An 18,008-nucleotide genomic window follows, 5' to 3' on the forward strand; every position below is an offset into this window, starting at 1 on the left:
TGACCCTTGACGATTGACCCTTGACGATTGACCCTTGACGATTGACCCTTGACGATTGACCCTTGACTAATGACTCTTGACTATGATGTTGTAATTATTGGCGGTAGTTTTGCAGGGCGTTCTGCTGCCTTGATGGCTACTCAACTTAAAGCTAAAGTTGCTTTAGTAGAACCTAAAATAGATTATGGATTTATTCATCATCATGTTTTGAGCGAAATTGCCAGATTCCAACACTTAAGTGATGCTGCTCGATTAGGAATCGCTGTTTCCAAGCCTCCAGATATTTTTTATTCTACAGGTGTCTACAACGGCACAATTAATAGTTCAACGGACAAAACAGAGGAATTTACCCAACAAGATCCTTTTTCGACTATATCTTTGGGAAAATCTCAAACATCTGTAGAGTGGTCAGAAGCATTACTCTATGCTCGTGGTGTTAGTTCTAATTTAGAAGAACAAAATTCACCTGCTGTATTAGCAGCTCAAGGTGTGGATATCATTATTGGTAAAGGACAATTTCAAGCTTCACCCGATTTAGTATTTGTTGTTAATAATCGTTCATTACGCGCACGTACCTATTTATTAGCTAGTGGTTCAGTTCCCCTAATTCCAGATATTGAAGGTTTGCAAAAAACTGGTTTTCTGACATTATCGGAAATTTGGCAATCTCTGGCGAGTTCTGTACCACCTAAGAATTGGGTAATTATTGGTGGTATTCCCCAAAGTATCGAGGTAGCACAAACTTTGGCGCGCCTGGGTTGCGGTGTCACATTCGTAACTCATCATCCTTCGATTATCCGTCATGCTGACCCTGAAGTTACTCAAATTCTGCAAGCACAATTAGAAGCAGAAGGTGTGCATGTTCTCACAAATACAACAGTGACTCAGGTGCGATTAATAGAAGATAAAAAATGGCTACAAGCAGGAAACAAAGCTATTGAAACTGATGAGATTTTAGTAGCGATCGCACAGCAACCAAATATTGAATCCCTGAATTTAGCAGCTGTAGGTGTGAAATGGCGTCACCAGCGCTTGGTAGTAAATGAAAAACTACAAACAACTAACCACCAAATTTATGCTTGTGGTGATGTGATTGGTGGTTATGAATTTCCTCACGTTGCTAATTATGAAGCAAGAATTGCTTTAAAAAATGCTTTGTTTTTACCTTTGTCTAAAGTTAATTATCATGGCGTTCCCTGGGGAGTATTTTCTCACCCCAGACTGACACAAGTTGGTTGGACAGAGACACAAGCAAAACGCCAGTATGGTAAAAATGAAATTATCGTCTTACGGCAGTATTTTAAAACTCTAGCAGCAGCTCAAATTCAGGAAGAAATCACCGGTATTTGTAAATTAATTGTTCGACGTCATGGAGAAATTTTAGGAGCTGCGGTTTTGGGAGTAGCAGCAGATGAATTAATTAATATTATTGCATTAGCGATCGCTCAAAAAATTAAAATCAATCAGATAGCAAATTTAGCTGCGATATTTCCCAGTTTTTCCGAAATTTTAGAACAAACCGCTAGACAATGGCATCAGCAAAGATTGCGAAATAATACGAGATTGCAAGATTTATTGGAAAGTTTCTTCCACTTTCGCCGCGATTGGAAAATTTGAAATCAGTTATCAGTTAGCTAGAGACGCGAAAAACATCGCGTCTGTACAGTTATTAACCTATTTTTTGTTTTGTTCGCTTTTGCGATCGCGTCCTTTGTTGCTACTTGTTTATTTCTCTATAGTTCTTGTAACTAGCTTGCGATCGCGGTAACGCCTGCGTTCAGCGGATGCAATTAACATTGAACCAAGCATCAAAGACTTCATTCATTCCGCTGCAACGCACTTGTTAGCCTGCTGCCTCTACATAACATGTTTAAAACTTCCTACATCTATCCATCACCGTCTACCACAGCTTCAGCATCGACTTCTACGAGAAATCTCTCCTCAGCTAGGGCTTGTACGCCAATCAAAGACATTGCTGGAAGTTGACCCACACTGAAGTATTGCTGTAGCACCTCACCAATTATCTCTGCATCTTCAGGCTGATAATTCACCACATAAATATTCATTTTGATAATATTTGCAACTGTCGCCTCAACACTTTCTAATGCTGTTTGAAGATTCCTAAATGTTTGTTCCACTTGATCTCGTAATTTACCGTTGCCAACTAGATTCTTTTGATTGTCAACTCCAACTTGTCCAGCCAGGTAAATCATTTTGATACCATTCTTTTCAACTACAGCCACTTGGGAGAAGTAGGTACTCCAATCTGGCAAAGTTGCAGGGGTAAGATAGTACTTCTTCAAAAAGTGCTCCTTGCGCTACAAATTTTCTAAGATTCCCCTTCAAGGAGGTATACAGATTCCATTTCGGATACTATACTGAATTTTTACGTATAACTACCCTTCACGGGAGGATTATAAAGAATTTTTCTGTATAACATCCTTGAGCGTACACCACACTCATAGTTTAAAGTCTTCTGGCTTCAGCCTCTTTACTTGTTCGTAGGTCATCAATGCTACCAAACTCTAACCTACTTGTCCCACGCATCTAGGACTTTTGCAAGAGGTCTACTAACCACTAACAACACTAATCATTAACCACTAACCACTAACTTTTTTTATTCTGTCCTTCTGGTACTGAAACACTACCAATCCCTTGTAAAATACCACGAACAATTAAACCCAAACCCCGACCGACTATTTTTGTGAGTAAAAATACTACTCCACTTCCTAAGAAAGATAATAATGATTTCAAAGGAGGAGCGATCGCATCACTTAATTCTAGTCCTAATGTGACTACTAAAGGAATTCCCGAAAGTGCTTCTAACTCTTGGCGACGAGGAGCGTAAATAGATGTTTTGGCGATACCACGTGGAGAAAATACAAATAACTCATAGCGACTTTCAAAAATTGCTTTCGGTTCGCCGACTAAGTTTCTGACGCGGTATTTCCAAGATAAACTATTTCTAAAGCTTTCAATATCTCGTGTTGAAATAAACTTACGGTTATAAAAATTATTTTTAATATCTTCGATATCTCCTAAATAATTCAGTAGAGGCTGGATGACAGCATTTCCTACTTGAATTAGCAAGTTTTCTAACAACATTTCTGCATTTTGATTTGCTTCAAAACTTCCGGCAGAAAGATTGGTATTATTAATTGTTAAATCTGTTTGAAATAGTAAGTAAGAAAATAACTCAGAGAATAAGGGGATTTGATTTAAAATTCCTGTTTGTAATGCTCCCGAACCTTGAGAAATCACGCTGGTAATTTCTACTTGATTGTGACCAATTTTTACACGAGAGAATTTACCAAAAAAATCTGTAGCAGATTCTTTCCATAATTCGTATAAAATTGCATTTTTTATTTCAGCTAATTGATTAATTTCTATCTGAGAACTACGTAATTCATCCAGAGTATCAGCAACTTTTTGCAAAATTAAATATAGTAATTCTCGTTTTTTATCTGAAAGTAATATATCTATTTCTAAAGACTCATCTGTAATATTTTGCAGAGGAAATTGCAGTTTATTTATACAAGATGTAAATAAAGTTGCTTGCAATGCTCTGGGGCTAAGTAGAGAAGGAGTACGCGGAATAATGCTGCGATCGCTTGGGAGATTTTCTACAGGTAGTGGTAATTGCTCAAAGGTCTGAGATTCCATTTGATCATTTATTGGCTCAGGTTGCGATGTTGATGTTATCAATAAATGATTAATCAACCAACGAGCTGCTAATAACTCTCGTTGTTGTCCAGCTAGCACTGCTCTTTCTAATACCGACTGTCCAGGAATCTGTAATTTTGTTGTTACTGCTGCTAAATTAGCATTTATTTGGGCATTTCCTGACAAACGCCAGTTTTCTAATAAGCGGCTCAAAAAACGGTGGGGAGTGCTTGGAGTCTGGGGAAATAGGGGTGATTCTTCTGTTTTTGGGTCATTGAATTCATACCAATAAATGTCACCACTTGCGACTGCTTGCATAATAGCAACCAAGTCAGTAACAGGTGTACCTTTAGGACAGTAACCATCTACACCAATCGCCTTGGCTGCTAATAGTAGTCCTTGGTCTTGTAAAGAACTCAATAATAATATAGGTAAATTTGGATACTGATTTTTGATTTGCCGACATAGTTGTAAACCCAGTTGCTGACTATTGAGCGAGCGATTATTACCTAGTTCCAAGACAACTAAATTTATACTCGTCGGGTCTTGTTGGGCAAATTCCGCAAGAATCTGCAAGACAGCAGTATTTGTTTGTGCTTCTGATACTACTTGTACATGGGAAAATTCTTCTAGAGCAACCCGTAATCCTAACCGGAAGATAGGGTCTTGGTCAACTAGCAATAATTTCAGAGGGCGATCGCTCATAATTAAAACTATTAAGTGTAGCGCTGTTTTTTGAAATTACAGGTTTTGATACTTAAATCATTGTCCCTTGTGTCGCCCAAACTATTCTCAATTCAGATCAACAGATTTTTTATCAGGGGGTACGTCAAATCCTATAAACCCTTCCTTTCCAAGCACCACCTCGTCCTTGCCAATAACGCAGTGCTGAGTCTAAAGTCATTAAATTATAGAGCAAGGCAATTATCGGTAAACAAAAAGCTAACCAAACAGGACATTGATAAAAACGAATCATTGGTAAATAAGCCAAACTCATGAGCAACCATGCTGATAAACCTGTGAGTGCAACTAACCAATTTCCTGTCAAAGCAGCGACAATGAAACCCAAAGGTGGAACGATGTAAACCAAAATCATGCCGATGATGGTTCCAATTAACAACAATGGCGAGTAGTTGAGTTGAGTAAAAGCTGTACGAGCAACCATATCCCAAATTGGGGACAATGATAAATAGGGACGTAAGCTGTGAGTTGAAGAACTTAGTCCGAGCCAGATTTTAGAAGAGTGTGGAGAAGAAATTGTATTTTCTTGTGATTTTCTATCCTGAGATTGATTAAAGCCTGATTTGACAGCATGAGCAAGGGCGCAATCGTCAATTAATGCTTGGCGAATCGCTTCCATCCCACCGATGCGTTTGAGTGTTGCTGTGTGTATAAGGATACAACCTCCCGCAGCAGCAGCAGTTGATTTTTTGGGATTATTTACCCAGCGAAAAGGGTAAAGTTTTTGAAAGAAAAACACAAAAGCCGGAATCAGAAGTTTTTCCCAAAAGCTTTCACATCTAAGTCGTACCATCAGGGAAACAAGTTCTAAATCTTCCTGTTCAGCTTTGGTAACTAGTTGATAAAGATTAGCTACATCATGTTCAATATCTGCATCAGTTAGTAGCAAATAATCTGGTTCAAGTGTTGCGATCGCTTTATTAATACCTTGTTCCATTGCCCAAAGTTTACCACTCCAACCAAGGGGTAACGCTTGGGAAGTAATAACGTGTAATTGTTGATTTTTGTTTAAAGTTTGGGCAGTTTGTTGAGCAATTTCAGCAGTTCCATCTGTACTTTGGTCATCTACCAAAAATATCGTAAATGAACCTGGGTAGTTTTGGCAAAAGAGCGATCGCAATGTTTTTGGTAACAAATCAGCTTCGTTACGCGCTGGGATAACAGCACAAACCGATGGTAATTTTCCTACGTGAGTTTCTGTACTCTTTAATTGCTGATCTGTTCGCCAAAATTGTCCCCACAAAGTTATCAGTCCGAGCCAAATCAATAAAGATAGAAGTACTACAGGAAATATAATTTCTGTCATAAATAAGTAATTGGTTATATCAGGGAACAGGGAAATTTTAGCAGCTTGAAGAATGTGTAATTAAACAAAATTATATTGGAGCTAATGAGCATTTAATCCCGATCCCCAATCCCCRATCCCCGATTAATAATGCAAGTGATTTTTATCAAATTCTATTTGACCGTATTCAAGTTTAATGATTCGGTCTGCTAAATGAAAATATCGGTCATCGTGACTAATTGCTAAAACTGTTTTACCTTGTTCTCGAAGCTTTGGTAGCAATTCTGTGTAAAATATTTCTTTAAATGCGGGGTCTTGATCAGCTGCCCATTCATCAAATAAATAAATTGGTCTATTTTCTATATATGCTGTCAGCAAGGCTAATCTTTTACGCTGTCCTTGTGATAGAGAAGTGGTAGAAAGTTTTCCATTTTTAACTTTAACTTTATGCTCTAACTGCAAAAGCTTAAGATAATCTTGGACTTGATAATCTAAATCAGAATTTTCTAATCCCCATAGTTCATCAAATAAATAAAAATCAGCAAACACTACCGAAAAATGCTGGCGATACCATTCGCGATTTTGTTCACTAATTAACTCTTCATCGAGTCTGATTTCTCCACTTTCAGGAATATAAAGTCCAGTAATGAGTTTAGCTAAAGTTGATTTCCCGCTACCGTTTCCCCCCACTATAAATACAAGTTCTTGAGGATAAATTGTCAAATCAATTGGTCCTAAAATAAAGCTATTATCTTCTTCTGCTGTGTGATAAGTGTGAGTTACATGCTTGAGTTGTAAGCTGTGCCAAGAAGTCTTGACAATGGCTGGTGCTGTTGATATTTCAGCTCGACTAGCAAGAGATAACCCTAAAGATTCTATTTTGTGTAATGCAATGCTGGCTTTGCTTAACTCAGGCAATTTGCCAATAATATTGTCCATTGGCAGCATTAAGTAAGTAAGAGTCAAGATGTAGCCAGAAAGAGTTTGAGGGTTAAGAGTAAGTATATTAGGCAGAGCAAAGATCACAAAACCCATCGCAAAAAAGAAGACAAGTTGACCCCAGCTAGTAGTGATGGCAAAAAATGTCAGACCACCAACATTGTGAAGACGGTAGGTAGTAGCAGTGGATTTGAGTTTTTTCTCTAGGAAAACTTGCCGCCGTTTGTAGTGTAATTTTAATTCCTTAATTCCTTCAGTGATAGTACGAAAGTCTTTAAAGAGAGTATCTTGGTCATCACGCGCGAGGGCTAGCAATTTTTCTCCCCTATTTAGTAGCCATTGACAACTAGCAATTGCCACTACTGTAAGTCCCGCAACCATTACAAGTACTATCCAGGATAACCAGGTGATGTATACTACACAACCTAAGATAATCGCCAAATTCATAAATAGGAAAGGCATCTGGTAGACGCCATCAGCGACCGCTTGGACATCTTCGGTCAGAGTTGCTAATAGTCGGGGGCTTCCTAGCCCTTCTAGATGACTCAACTCAGAAGAGAGAATTTGGCGACTCAAGCGCATCCGTAACTGCAAGACTGCATTTTGAGATAGGCGAATCAACATCACTTGAGAGACAATGCTGGTAACAAGTGCAACCATAGCCAGCCCAATAAAAGCCCAGATTATACTGATAAAAGACGAACTAAGGCTACGACTCGCAGTATTACTAATTAAAGCAATCAGACCAGCACTGCTACCACCACTGAGGAATCCAGTCGCGATCGCGATCGCCACCATTCCCCAAGAAGAACGCAGTAGAAAATAAATTAAATTCATGACATTTTTTATACATTTATTCAGTGAGCGCTTCTAGGGGAGTATTTTGATTTTGTTTTTTGATTTTATACCATATAAATATTTAATTATTATCAATAGCATATTGTTGAGCAAAGTCTCGATGAATTTGATATTGTATAATTTTTTGTTGAGCTATCGCATAATTAGAACTGGTGTATGGTACAGTCTTCAAAAGTGCGATCGCTTCATCCCAGTTTTCAACAACGATATTCCATTCATCTTCAGATTGTGCTAATTTTGCCAGCTTTGCAGTACGTTTAGCTTGGTTAATTGCTTTGAGATAATTATCTTTTGGTTGAGCTTTATTAGTAGTGAGTGTTGATGGATTTTGACCAGATATATTTGTTGCGGATATACTTTGTTGAAATTCTGGTAATTTAGCAAATGAATATATCCATAAAGCAACTAAAGGTATCAAAACAAATGTAAATATTTGTCTGGATGTTTTACTATATTTATTATTAAAGCTGAAGAAACCCGATTTCTTTTTAACAACTTGTTCAGTTTTTGGGATTTCAGTTACATTAACTTGTGGTTCCTGACTATTACTTGGAACTGTATCCGCAACCGGGACATTTAAATTTTTGGTTTCCACACTCACACTCTTACCAAAAACCAAACGACACTTAAATAAATACTCAATCTGAAAAAAAGCAGCAGCAATAATTATCCAAACACTCGCGAAAATCGCTTTGATTTTGCTGTAATGCTGACCAGATTCAGCAATAACTTGACTATAGTTCAACTGAAATAAAGGTAAAAGAGGAGTACAAATCACAATAGCTGTCAGTGTAGATAAAATAAGTACCAACCAGCTATATAAACTTTCTCTCCAACTGACTAATCCAGGGAAAAATCCTTGAATTATATTGATTTTTTCTCCTGGGATGCTGGGAATAAAGCGACTGAAAAGAAAGTGATGTAGAAAAGCGATCGCTGGTATAGGTAATATCAGCGTAAATATCGTCAACAGTGTGGCTGATTCTGGTCTTTGTGACCATTTAGCTAAGTTGAACCATAAGTCCTGATCACGCTTGATCATGGTAATAAATCCAGCCATCACTACCGATAAAATCAAAGCGTTCAGCCATGCATTCGGGTGAGGGAACCATTTGAGTGATTTAAATTTTTTCATATTTGGAACAAGGGTTTAGGGATGATTTTTCGGAGCGGTATAAACTATATAGACGTTATATAGGGTGTTACTTTAGCATCTTTCTTGCCAAAATGTTTACCTGTATGGTACTTAGTACCGTCAGTTTACCTGTTTTTGGCTTTTATCGAACCGTCTTGCTCGTTAGCCAAAACTCAAATAAGCAGTCTATTGTTTATGGTGAGGAAAGTGTCAACCTGAACAGAAATAGTGTCATGACAATAGAATCTGCTGTCGGTGGAGTCGGGATAGAACACAATTTAAAGCAATTTCTCTTAGTACTGTCGGTTTCTTTAACTGTGGCGACTTTACCGCAAGTTTTTAGCTGGTTTCGCCATATTCCCTACACATTACTTTTGGTAATTGCTGGCTTGGGATTAGCACTGGTGGATGTGAGATTAGTCAATCTTTCTCCAGACTTAATTTTGGCAATTTTTCTGCCACCTTTATTATTTGAAGCCGCTTGGAACTTGAAATGGTCTAACTTAAAGCGAGATTTTATTCCTATCTGTCTCTATGCAGTTGTAGGAGTCCTGATTTCTATTGCAGGTGTAACGCTAGGTTTGAATCTCTTAGCAGGAATACCGTTAACAACAGCACTGTTAGTGGGAGCAAGTTTATCTGCTACCGATCCTGTTTCGGTCACAGCTTTGTTTAGAGAACTAGGAGTAGATAAACGCCTGACGACCTTGATGGAAGGCGAAAGCTTATTTAATGATGGCATGGCAGTTGTTGCCTTTAGCTTTTTAGTTGCATTACCTTTGGGAACAGCACAACTGGGAATTCAGCCTTTGGTGGTGCAGCTATTTACTGTTGTTGGAATTGGTTTAGCTGTGGGTGGTTTGATTGGTTTTGGTATTTCCTATCTCACCCAAAGATTTGATTTACCACTCGTAGAACAATCTTTAACTCTTGTCTCTGCTTACGGAACTTACATTATTGCCGAAGAATTAGGTGGATCGGGTGTAATTGCAGTTGTCACCACTGGCTTAATTTTGGGTAACTTTGGTTCCCGAATTGGTATGAACCCACGAACACGGGTGATTGTTAGTGAATTTTGGGAATTTTTAGCTTTTTTTGTGAATTCGATTGTATTTCTGTTGATTGGAGATCAAGTTAGATTTGCTGACTTAGCAGAAAACCTGACAATCATTGCTGTGACGATCGCCGGAATGGTTTTAGCAAGAGCGATCGCAGTCTACGGTTTAGGCTTTGTTAGTAATCGCCTTGCTCATTCCAATATTCCCTTACCAGAACAAACTGTACTCTGGTGGGGAGGTTTACGCGGTTCTGTTTCTATTGCTTTGGCGTTGAGTGTACCGAATATTTTGGCAGAACGGGAAGACTTGATTAACACCGTATTTGGAGTAGTTTTATTTACTTTGTTAGTCCAAGGATTAACTACTAAACCTTTGCTAGAAAAACTCAAACTTTTGGGTGATCAGCCTTTACGACAGCAATATTTAGAATTCATTGCTCGTCAGAGTGCTATCAAACGTGTATTAGAATACTTGAGACAAATAGAAGAACGCCCAGGACTTGAGCCGGAATTTTACCGCTATCAGGAAACTTTAATCAAAGGCGAACTTCAGCGCTTGGAGGAAAAAATTGATAAATTACACAATGAGTATCCGAATCTGCGAGACTTCACTGCTGAACAATTGCGAATGGAATTACTAGCTGTAGAAGCAGATACCTACGCGGAGTTTGTGCGATCGGGTCGATTAAATCAAGAACTTGCACCTTTGCTTGAGGATGTTTTAGAAGAAGGAAATTAGAAGCAGTGGTGAAAGGGGAAGTTCAGTATAAAAATACTTCCCGTAGGTGGATAAAAGTTTCACTACTTTTATTTACGGTAGTTAAATTATGATTAACGCCGATAATTACCTTGTTCGCATCTACAACTAATAAATATGCCAGAATTTGCCGGAGAATTACCCATCCGTGAACCAGTATGGAATGCGATCGCATCTGTTGAAAATATCCAACGTCAACAGCAAAGTATAGTTTTTAACTGTGGTGTTGGTTGCCTGTCTCTCTATATAGTTGCTCCTAACCTTATCCGTGTACGCTTTTCACCCACGGGAGAATTTAGACCCAGGCGTGATTGGGCTGTAATACCCAAAGATGAAGACTGGGCTGTTGTATCTTTTGATATCCAAGAAACAGCCGATGAGGTAATTATAGAAACCGCAAAAATTCGAGTATGTGTCCAGCGTCATCCTTGTCGAATCCAGTTTTTTGACAAAGCCGATCGTCCTTTTGCCCAAGATACAGGTTTAGGGGTCGGTTGGCGACAAATGGGAACAGGTAAGTCTCAAGTTGCTTGTTGGAAAAAGATTGAGGCAGAAGAAAATTATTATGGTTTTGGGGAACGTGCAGGATTACTAAATCAAAAGGGTAAGCGTCTCACCAATTGGACAACCGATAGCTTAGATTACAATGTCCAAACTGACGCCATGTACCAAGCGATTCCATTTTTTATGGCGTTGCGTCCGGGGATAGGTTATGGTTTGTTTTTTAACACGACTTTTTGGAGTCGCTTTGATGTCGGTGCTGATCAACCAGATATTCTGTGCTTGGAAACTCTGGGTGGAGAACTAGACTATTACATTATTTACAGTCCCGAACCCGCAGAAATACTTCATACTTACACCCAATTAACAGGGCGAATGCAACTACCGCCACAATGGGCGCTGGGTTATCATCAATGTCGTTGGAGTTACGACTCAGAAACAGAAGTTCGCCAATTAGTACAGCAATTGCGTCAGCGTCGGATTCCTTGCGATGTGATTCATTTAGATATTGACTATATGTTTGGCTACCGAGTGTTTACGTGGAATCCACGTCGGTTTCCAGACCCAGAGAAATTGCTGAGTGATTTAGCAGAGGATGGTATCAAAGTAGTTACTATCGTCGATCCGGGAGTGAAATTTGAACCACAAGCAGATTACGCTGTCTATGATCAAGGGTTAGAAAAGGATTGCTTTATTCGTAGGGCTGACGGTAAAGTTTTTCATGGTTACGTTTGGCCTGGTCGGGCTGTTTTTCCAGAATTTTTGCGCCCGGAGGTGCGTCAATGGTGGGGAGATTTGCACCGTAACTTAACTGATGTTGGCGTGGCTGGGATTTGGAATGATATGAATGAACCAGCCATGAACGATCGCCCCTTTGGAGATGAGGGGGGACAAAAAATATTTTTCCCGATGGATGCACCAAGTGGTTCACCGGGCGAACGCACCAGTTACAGTGAAACTCATAATTTGTACGGCTTAATGATGGCTCGTGCGTGTCGAGAAGCAGTAGAAAAATTGCGAGAGCGATCGCGTACTTTTGTTTTAACCCGTTCTGGTTACGCAGGTGTACAGAAATGGTCGGCGGTATGGACAGGAGATAATCACTCACTTTGGGAATACCTGGAAATGTCCCTACCTATGCTCTGCAATTTGGGCTTATCTGGTGTAGCTTTTGTTGGTGCAGATATTGGGGGATTTGCGGGTGATGCTACGCCAGAACTGTTTGCGCGGTGGATGCAGGCGGGAATGTTGTATCCGTTTATGCGCGCTCACTCGATGATTAACACCAAGCGCCATGAACCTTGGGAATTTGGTTTGCAAGTAGAAGAAATCTGTCGTCAATATATTGAACTGCGTTACCGATTACTACCTTATATATACACTTTGTTCTGGGAAGCAGCGACCACAGGCGCACCTGTTCTGCGACCTCTGCTTTATCATTATTTTGGCGACCCCAAAACCTACGAATTATACGACCAAGTACTTTTAGGTTCATCCCTGATGGCAGCACCCGTCTACCGACCAGGGGTAGAAAAACGCCTAGTGTACCTACCCGCAGGAACTTGGTACGACTGGTGGACAGGAAAAGCCTACACAGGTTCAACCTATATTCTTGCCGATGCACCAATTGATAAAATGCCTATGTACATCCGTGCTGGCTCAATAATTCCCCTTGGCCCGGTAATGCAATATGTAGGCGAGTCGCCTTTAAATCAACTCCGGTTGCGAGTTACTCCAGGTACAGGCGAGTGGACACTGTATGAAGACGACGGACATTCCTTCGCATATCGTGATGGTGCTTGGTCAACTACAACCTACCGAGTGTATACGGAAGACACACAAACAATAGTAGAAATTCAAGCCAGACAAGGACAATGGACTCCTCACCCGCGTCAGGTCATTGTTGAGGTGGTGGGTAAAGGAGAGCAAGAATTTGCAGATGATGGTTCTGCACGTCGTTTAGTTTTTCTTTAATTTGTTTGTAGGGGAGCATCGTAAATGTTCAAAAAACTGCGATTGAAATCGCAGTCTCATAGTAAAAGTCTGCTTAAGCAGACTGTTTGATTTTCAAGGCAGAGAGAGAGAGAGGTCTATTCTTGTGTCGGAGTGTTAGCCTCTTTGATAGAAGCTGGTTGTAATTGTTCTATCTTTTGTACAGGCGATCGCCCCAGTGTGAAATAATGACTCAGCCACACTAAACTACCTAAAAACACAGCAATTAACCCAATTAAAGTCCGGGTTAACAATTTCACCTGAGAACGTAAAAATCTAACTTCTCGACTCTGATTATCCCATTCTGAAACAGAACTAGCCGGAGGAAGTTTTTGTTCAATAATTACTGCCGTATTTTGTACAAATTGATTTCTAAAAGTAACCTGTTGGTGTAGCCAATCAGTAATTAATTGCGGACAATTTTTTTTCACCCAATGCCAAGCAAATATTCTAAATGCCGGCTTGGACATCCTAGCTATAAATTTTAATATTTTTTTAACAGGGCGAGAGCGAAACTTTTTATTGATTAGGTGAAAAGAACCTACGTCATAAAGACGATCAAAGATGAGCTTCACAGTCGCTTCTTCTTTAGTAGTTAAATATTCAATAATCAGAAAAACTTCTTGCATAAGTTCTTCTTCTTTGGAACTCTCTGCCAAAACATTTGTTAAATCATTAGATATTTTTACTTGATTAGTCATAACCTTTGCTTTGGCAGAACATCTTATAATCTTTAAGTAAAACGATATTTTAATTATTCAAAAAAACCAATATATCAACAAGCATATTTAGAAAAAAATTAATATTCACATCGCCATCTATCTCATAGGTTATGTGGCAATTTGGATACTGCAATAATAAAACTGTACGCAATCAATGGAAATAAAAAAAGTTACAAAATTAACAAAAAACAGACAAGCTGTTTTTTAAGTGATTATACAGGTTGTAAAAATTGTAAAGACAAAATCATCTTAAAGGTTATCGTTTGCAAAAAGAATTATCTCTAGAGAGATTTAATAGATTGGTCAATAGTCAATAGTCAATAGTCAATAGTCAATAGTCAATAGTCAATAGTCGCTTGTAAATTGTCAGTTAACAGTTTAATTTGATAACTGATAACTCTCCCTTGTCCCCTGTGTCCCCGATCCCCGATCCCCGATCCCCGATCCCCGATCCCCGATCTCACCAGGGTAGACGACTACCATCCCACGAAAAGAACTGGCCGCTATCCTCAGTTTGTAGCTTTTCCATCACAGCAAGCAATTGGTTAACAGTACGTTCTACCGAAAATAGTTTTTCTGGCGGTACATTCTTTTGAAAAGGTTTAGAAAGACGGGTATCAGTTGTACCGGGGTGCAATGTGACAACTATGGTTTTTGGGCTAGTTCTGCCATATTCTATTGCGACGTTTCGCATTAACATATTCAACGCAGCTTTAGAAGCACGATAACCATACCAGCCACCGAGTTGATTATCACCAATACTTCCAACTTTGGCAGAAATACTAGCAAAAATACTGCTATCGCTATGACGAAACAATGGTAACAAATGCTTGGCAAGCAACACCGCACCAATACTGTTTACTTGAAAATAGTGCAGCAAATTTTCCGAGTTAATTTGCTTCAAACTTTTTTCTGGTTGCAGTGTTCCTTGATGGAGAACCCCAACACAGTGAACAACCAAATGTAGTTTATCTATTTCCCCACGCAGGAATTGTACACCTTCAGCAATTTGCGCTTCATCTGTAATATCCATAGCCAGACAAGTTAGTCTCTCAGGATATACATCTGATAACGTAATTAATTCAGCCGCTGACTCTTTGTGATGATAAGTTGCATAAACCTTATTAATACCCTGCAATTGCAGTAATTTTTTCACAAATCCTAAACCGATACCTTGACCAGCACCTACAATCAACGCCTTACATGAGTCGGTATAAGTAAACATAAGTTTTAGCTTAATCCTTCATAAAATCAAGTAGTCTGCTTTAAGCAGACTTTAACTATGAGACTGCGATTTCAATCGTAGGCGGTTTTTTGAAGAATATTTGGGATGCTCCCAGCTTTTCATCTTCGTGTCTTAGTGCCTTGGTGGTTCAATAATTATTTTTAAACCACTTAGACACATAGACGCGCTAGCGGCTACTTGCAGAAGTCGCTTACGCGCCTACCCGTAAGGGTAGACACTAAGAAAAATACATTACTAACTAATATCTATGATTCGGGCAATTTATACCGTCCCACGATGCGCTTGGCAAACTCTGGAACGTGTGCTGCTAATTTCTCTGGGTGATTTCGTTTCACATAAAGATAATTGCGGGTGAAGTGGGAATCGATGGAAAAACGAGCATATTCTAAACCTTTGGGACCAATTTTTTCAATTACTACTCCCATAAGTTTTGCTGCCCACATTGGTAGAGTCACAGCTTTATCGTAAGCTGGTATACTTTGTTGCACCGCCGCTGTGCGATCGCCTTGGGACATGACGGGCTGAGTTTCGAGTTGGTCTTTGACCAATTCCAGCATTTCCTTACCGCGTTCATTTCTAACTACAATCCATTGCCAACCGAAGGGTGCGCCCATATACCCAACTACTAAGTCAGCTAGGGAATTTACGTAGTCAAAGCAACTCATACAGGAAGGAGCGAACACATCCTTGAGTTGGTTTGTTTTTAAGCCAAAGAAGGGAACTGTTTCCGTTGAGCCATCTTCGTGTTTAAAATGAACTCGGAAATCTTGCATAAACTCGTAATGTACCACTGTATCAGGCGATCTACTGGTGGTTTCTAAGAATTTTTGCAGTCCAGCACGTGTGACATTATCTACACATGGTGTACCTAATACGTACAATTTTTCTAGACCCAATTTCTTTTCAACTGCCCGCAAAGCTTGGATTTGGCAACCCACACCAATTACTAGCAGCCGCTTCATTCCTGATTTTTCTACTTGTTCCAACACCGAGAGATTTGGTGAAAGTGTTGGTTTATTTACCCGTGCTGCTAGTATTTCTTCTGGGGTACGGGCAATTACAGGCATAGGGCCAAAGCGGTCTTCTTTGGTATTTTGTACACAGACCACGCCTTCGACCATGCCCCGATTTAGCATTTCAATGGCGATCGCACTTACAATTCCTGTCCATTGCGCGCCGGGAATCGGCTGTTGTTTCCGTGCTGCCATCATGTCTTGATGAACACCAAAATAGAGTTCATCAGAGTTGTCTAAATTACGAGAACGGGTGTGTGTCTGTGCTTCGAGTTCGTCTATTTGCTGATTAATAAAAGCACAGGCTTCCTTGACATAGTGAACATAGTATGTATCGCACAGCCCACATTCACTGCACAGTTCCTTGGCAGGGCGACGGCTACCAGGTTTGAGGGCTTTGGCTTTTTTGTGTTTGGGAAAATCTACTGACGTCATTAAAATTTCGTCTTTAAAAACTCAGATCATTTATTTCACACTATCTCAGAGATTAGTACCAAACGAGTCCATCGAAACATCAAAATCAATAATGGATTGTGAAGACTCTTAACTCTTAACGGAGAACGGGGAAAGGTATTTTTCTTACCTTTTCCCCTTTTCATATGCATCGCGATTTTTGCAAAAAGTCTATTCGCACAGCCAAATCTTGATAGTTCTGTCAGCACTAGCGCTTGCAAGAATTTGCCCATCTCGGCTAAAGGCTAGAGAATAAACTTCATTTCCATGTCCAGTAAGAGTAGAAATTTCTTGTTTTGTTTTGAGATCCCACAGTTTAATAGTTTTGTCAGCACTACCGCTTGCCAGAATCTGTCCATCTTGACTAAAGGCTAGAGAATAAACTTCATCTCTATGTCCAGTAAGAGTAGAAATTTCTTGTTTTGTTTTGAGATCCCACAGTTTAATAGTTTTGTCAGCACTAGCGCTTGCCAGAATTTGTCCATCTTGACTAAAGGCTACCGCGTAAACCAGGGATAAATGCCCTTTGAGAGTAGCAATTACTTCTTTGGTTTTGAGACTCCACAGTTTGATAGTTTTGTCGTGACTACCACTGGCTAAAATTCCTTCTAATTCCTCTTGGAAAGGGAAAAGGGGGCTGATAGTTACACAATTAACCCAATCTCCATGTTCCATGACTGGGAAATGTCCAGAGGAAGTGCGAATTGCTTTTCCTGTTGTGAGATCCCATAGTTGAACAGATCTAGCGCGATCGCCACTGGCAAGAATCTGTCCGTCTGGACTAAAGCTGATAGAATTAACACCGTAGGATTTTCCAGTCAATTGGTAAATTATCTTTCCTGTTTCAAGATCCCACAATTCGATAGTCTGACTCAGACCACAACTGGCAAGTGTTTTGCAATCAGGGCTGAAAGCAATAGACTTGAGAATACCTGTATTTCCCTTTAAGGTGCAAACTATTCGTCCTGTTTCCAGATTCCACACTTGAATAAACGAACTACCGCTTGCAAGGAGTTTTCCATCTGGGCTAAGGGCTATAGTTTGTGAATTACCTGCAAGAGTATGTATACACCTCAACTCTTTAGATTTTAGCAATGAGGCATTTTGGAATACAGCGCTAGCATCTGTCAGTGTTGATGGTTCCACATGATGAGGATTTTTTTGCAGAGGTGGCAATAAAGTAGAACCATAAGAACCCCCAGCAACCTTTTCAAGTTCATATCCCAAGCTAGATCCAGCTGTTTTGGGTAAGGCAGAAAATACATTTGATAGATGCGAGAGTGATAACATGGTTCTTTTTTTTAGGAGATGTGAAAAAAGTATGTTTAAAGACTAATTTCCAAGTCAAAGCAAATACTCGATCTGGAATATCAATTATTAAGATATTAAGAGATAATACATAGTTAATTTAATTTGGTAAAGAAAAATGTAATATTTTGACACTTTTATCGTAGATTTTTCAGAAAAAAGCTCTCTTTTGGTAACACACAAAGGAGTATTATTTCTCAGTTTTATCCTGCAAATAGTAACACTGTCATTGGTGATATTACGTGTGTGGATGCAAAGACATGAAATTATACCAATTTCCTTTAAAAGTCAATACCTTCGCCAAAATAAAGAGGGCTTTCCGTATTAGAGTTATTGTT

The 18,008-nt window shown here is 39.4% G+C and carries 12 protein-coding genes; 3 read left to right on the top strand and 9 right to left on the bottom strand.

Features of this window, described 5'->3' with window-relative positions:
* Positions 1–69: 69 nt before the first annotated feature.
* On the top strand, positions 70–1,617 hold the full coding sequence (locus tag B4U84_RS00320; RefSeq protein WP_131114900.1) for a dihydrolipoyl dehydrogenase family protein: 1,548 nt from the start codon (positions 70–72) through the stop codon (positions 1,615–1,617).
* 269 nt (positions 1,618–1,886) lie between these two features.
* Here the strand turns inward: B4U84_RS00320 and B4U84_RS00325 are convergent, their stop codons facing one another.
* The 5 genes from B4U84_RS00325 to B4U84_RS00345 all read right to left on the bottom strand — a co-directional run bounded on the left by B4U84_RS00325 (position 1,887) and on the right by B4U84_RS00345 (position 8,621).
* Positions 1,887–2,303 carry a RidA family protein gene (locus B4U84_RS00325; protein WP_242677500.1) on the bottom strand — a complete coding sequence of 139 codons (417 nt, stop codon included), beginning with the start codon at positions 2,301–2,303 and terminating at the stop codon, positions 1,887–1,889.
* Between the two features lie 304 nt (positions 2,304–2,607).
* Entirely contained in the window at positions 2,608–4,368 is a 1,761-nt protein-coding gene (locus tag B4U84_RS00330; protein WP_131114902.1) for a DUF3685 domain-containing protein, read from the bottom strand.
* A gap of 124 nt (positions 4,369–4,492) precedes the next feature.
* Positions 4,493–5,710, bottom strand: coding sequence for a glycosyltransferase (locus B4U84_RS00335; RefSeq protein ID WP_131114904.1), 1,218 nt, complete (start codon positions 5,708–5,710; stop codon positions 4,493–4,495).
* A gap of 123 nt (positions 5,711–5,833) precedes the next feature.
* Positions 5,834–7,465, bottom strand: coding sequence for a cyclic peptide export ABC transporter (locus B4U84_RS00340; RefSeq protein ID WP_131114906.1), 1,632 nt, complete (start codon positions 7,463–7,465; stop codon positions 5,834–5,836).
* A gap of 82 nt (positions 7,466–7,547) precedes the next feature.
* Complete coding sequence (locus B4U84_RS00345) at positions 7,548–8,621, bottom strand: hypothetical protein (protein ID WP_131114908.1); 1,074 nt, start codon at positions 8,619–8,621, stop codon at positions 7,548–7,550.
* A gap of 233 nt (positions 8,622–8,854) precedes the next feature.
* Between B4U84_RS00345 and B4U84_RS00350 the strand changes: the two genes are divergently transcribed.
* Positions 8,855–10,417 (top strand): Na+/H+ antiporter, encoded by a 1,563-nt coding sequence (locus B4U84_RS00350; RefSeq protein WP_026082096.1) that lies wholly within the window; start codon positions 8,855–8,857, stop codon positions 10,415–10,417.
* Positions 10,418–10,552: 135 nt separating this feature from the next.
* Entirely contained in the window at positions 10,553–12,910 is a 2,358-nt protein-coding gene (locus B4U84_RS00355; protein WP_131114910.1) for a glycoside hydrolase family 31 protein, read from the top strand.
* 116 nt (positions 12,911–13,026) lie between these two features.
* Here B4U84_RS00355 and B4U84_RS00360 read toward each other — a convergent pair whose 3' ends face one another.
* The 4 genes from B4U84_RS00360 to B4U84_RS00375 all read right to left on the bottom strand — a co-directional run bounded on the left by B4U84_RS00360 (position 13,027) and on the right by B4U84_RS00375 (position 17,652).
* On the bottom strand, positions 13,027–13,629 hold the full coding sequence (locus B4U84_RS00360) for a hypothetical protein (protein WP_131114912.1): 603 nt from the start codon (positions 13,627–13,629) through the stop codon (positions 13,027–13,029).
* A 481-nt stretch (positions 13,630–14,110) separates the two neighbouring features.
* Entirely contained in the window at positions 14,111–14,875 is a 765-nt protein-coding gene (locus tag B4U84_RS00365; RefSeq protein WP_131114914.1) for an SDR family NAD(P)-dependent oxidoreductase, read from the bottom strand.
* Between the two features lie 266 nt (positions 14,876–15,141).
* On the bottom strand, positions 15,142–16,344 hold the full coding sequence (locus tag B4U84_RS00370) for a Coenzyme F420 hydrogenase/dehydrogenase, beta subunit C-terminal domain (RefSeq protein ID WP_131114916.1): 1,203 nt from the start codon (positions 16,342–16,344) through the stop codon (positions 15,142–15,144).
* A 189-nt stretch (positions 16,345–16,533) separates the two neighbouring features.
* The gene (locus B4U84_RS00375) at positions 16,534–17,652 is read right to left on the bottom strand and encodes a WD40 repeat domain-containing protein (RefSeq protein ID WP_131114918.1); all 1,119 of its coding nucleotides are present in this window, start codon (positions 17,650–17,652) and stop codon (positions 16,534–16,536) included.
* Positions 17,653–18,008 lie beyond the last annotated feature (356 nt).

Source organism: Westiellopsis prolifica IICB1 (assembly GCF_004323185.1).
GTDB lineage: Bacteria > Cyanobacteriota > Cyanobacteriia > Cyanobacteriales > Nostocaceae > Pelatocladus > Pelatocladus prolificus_A.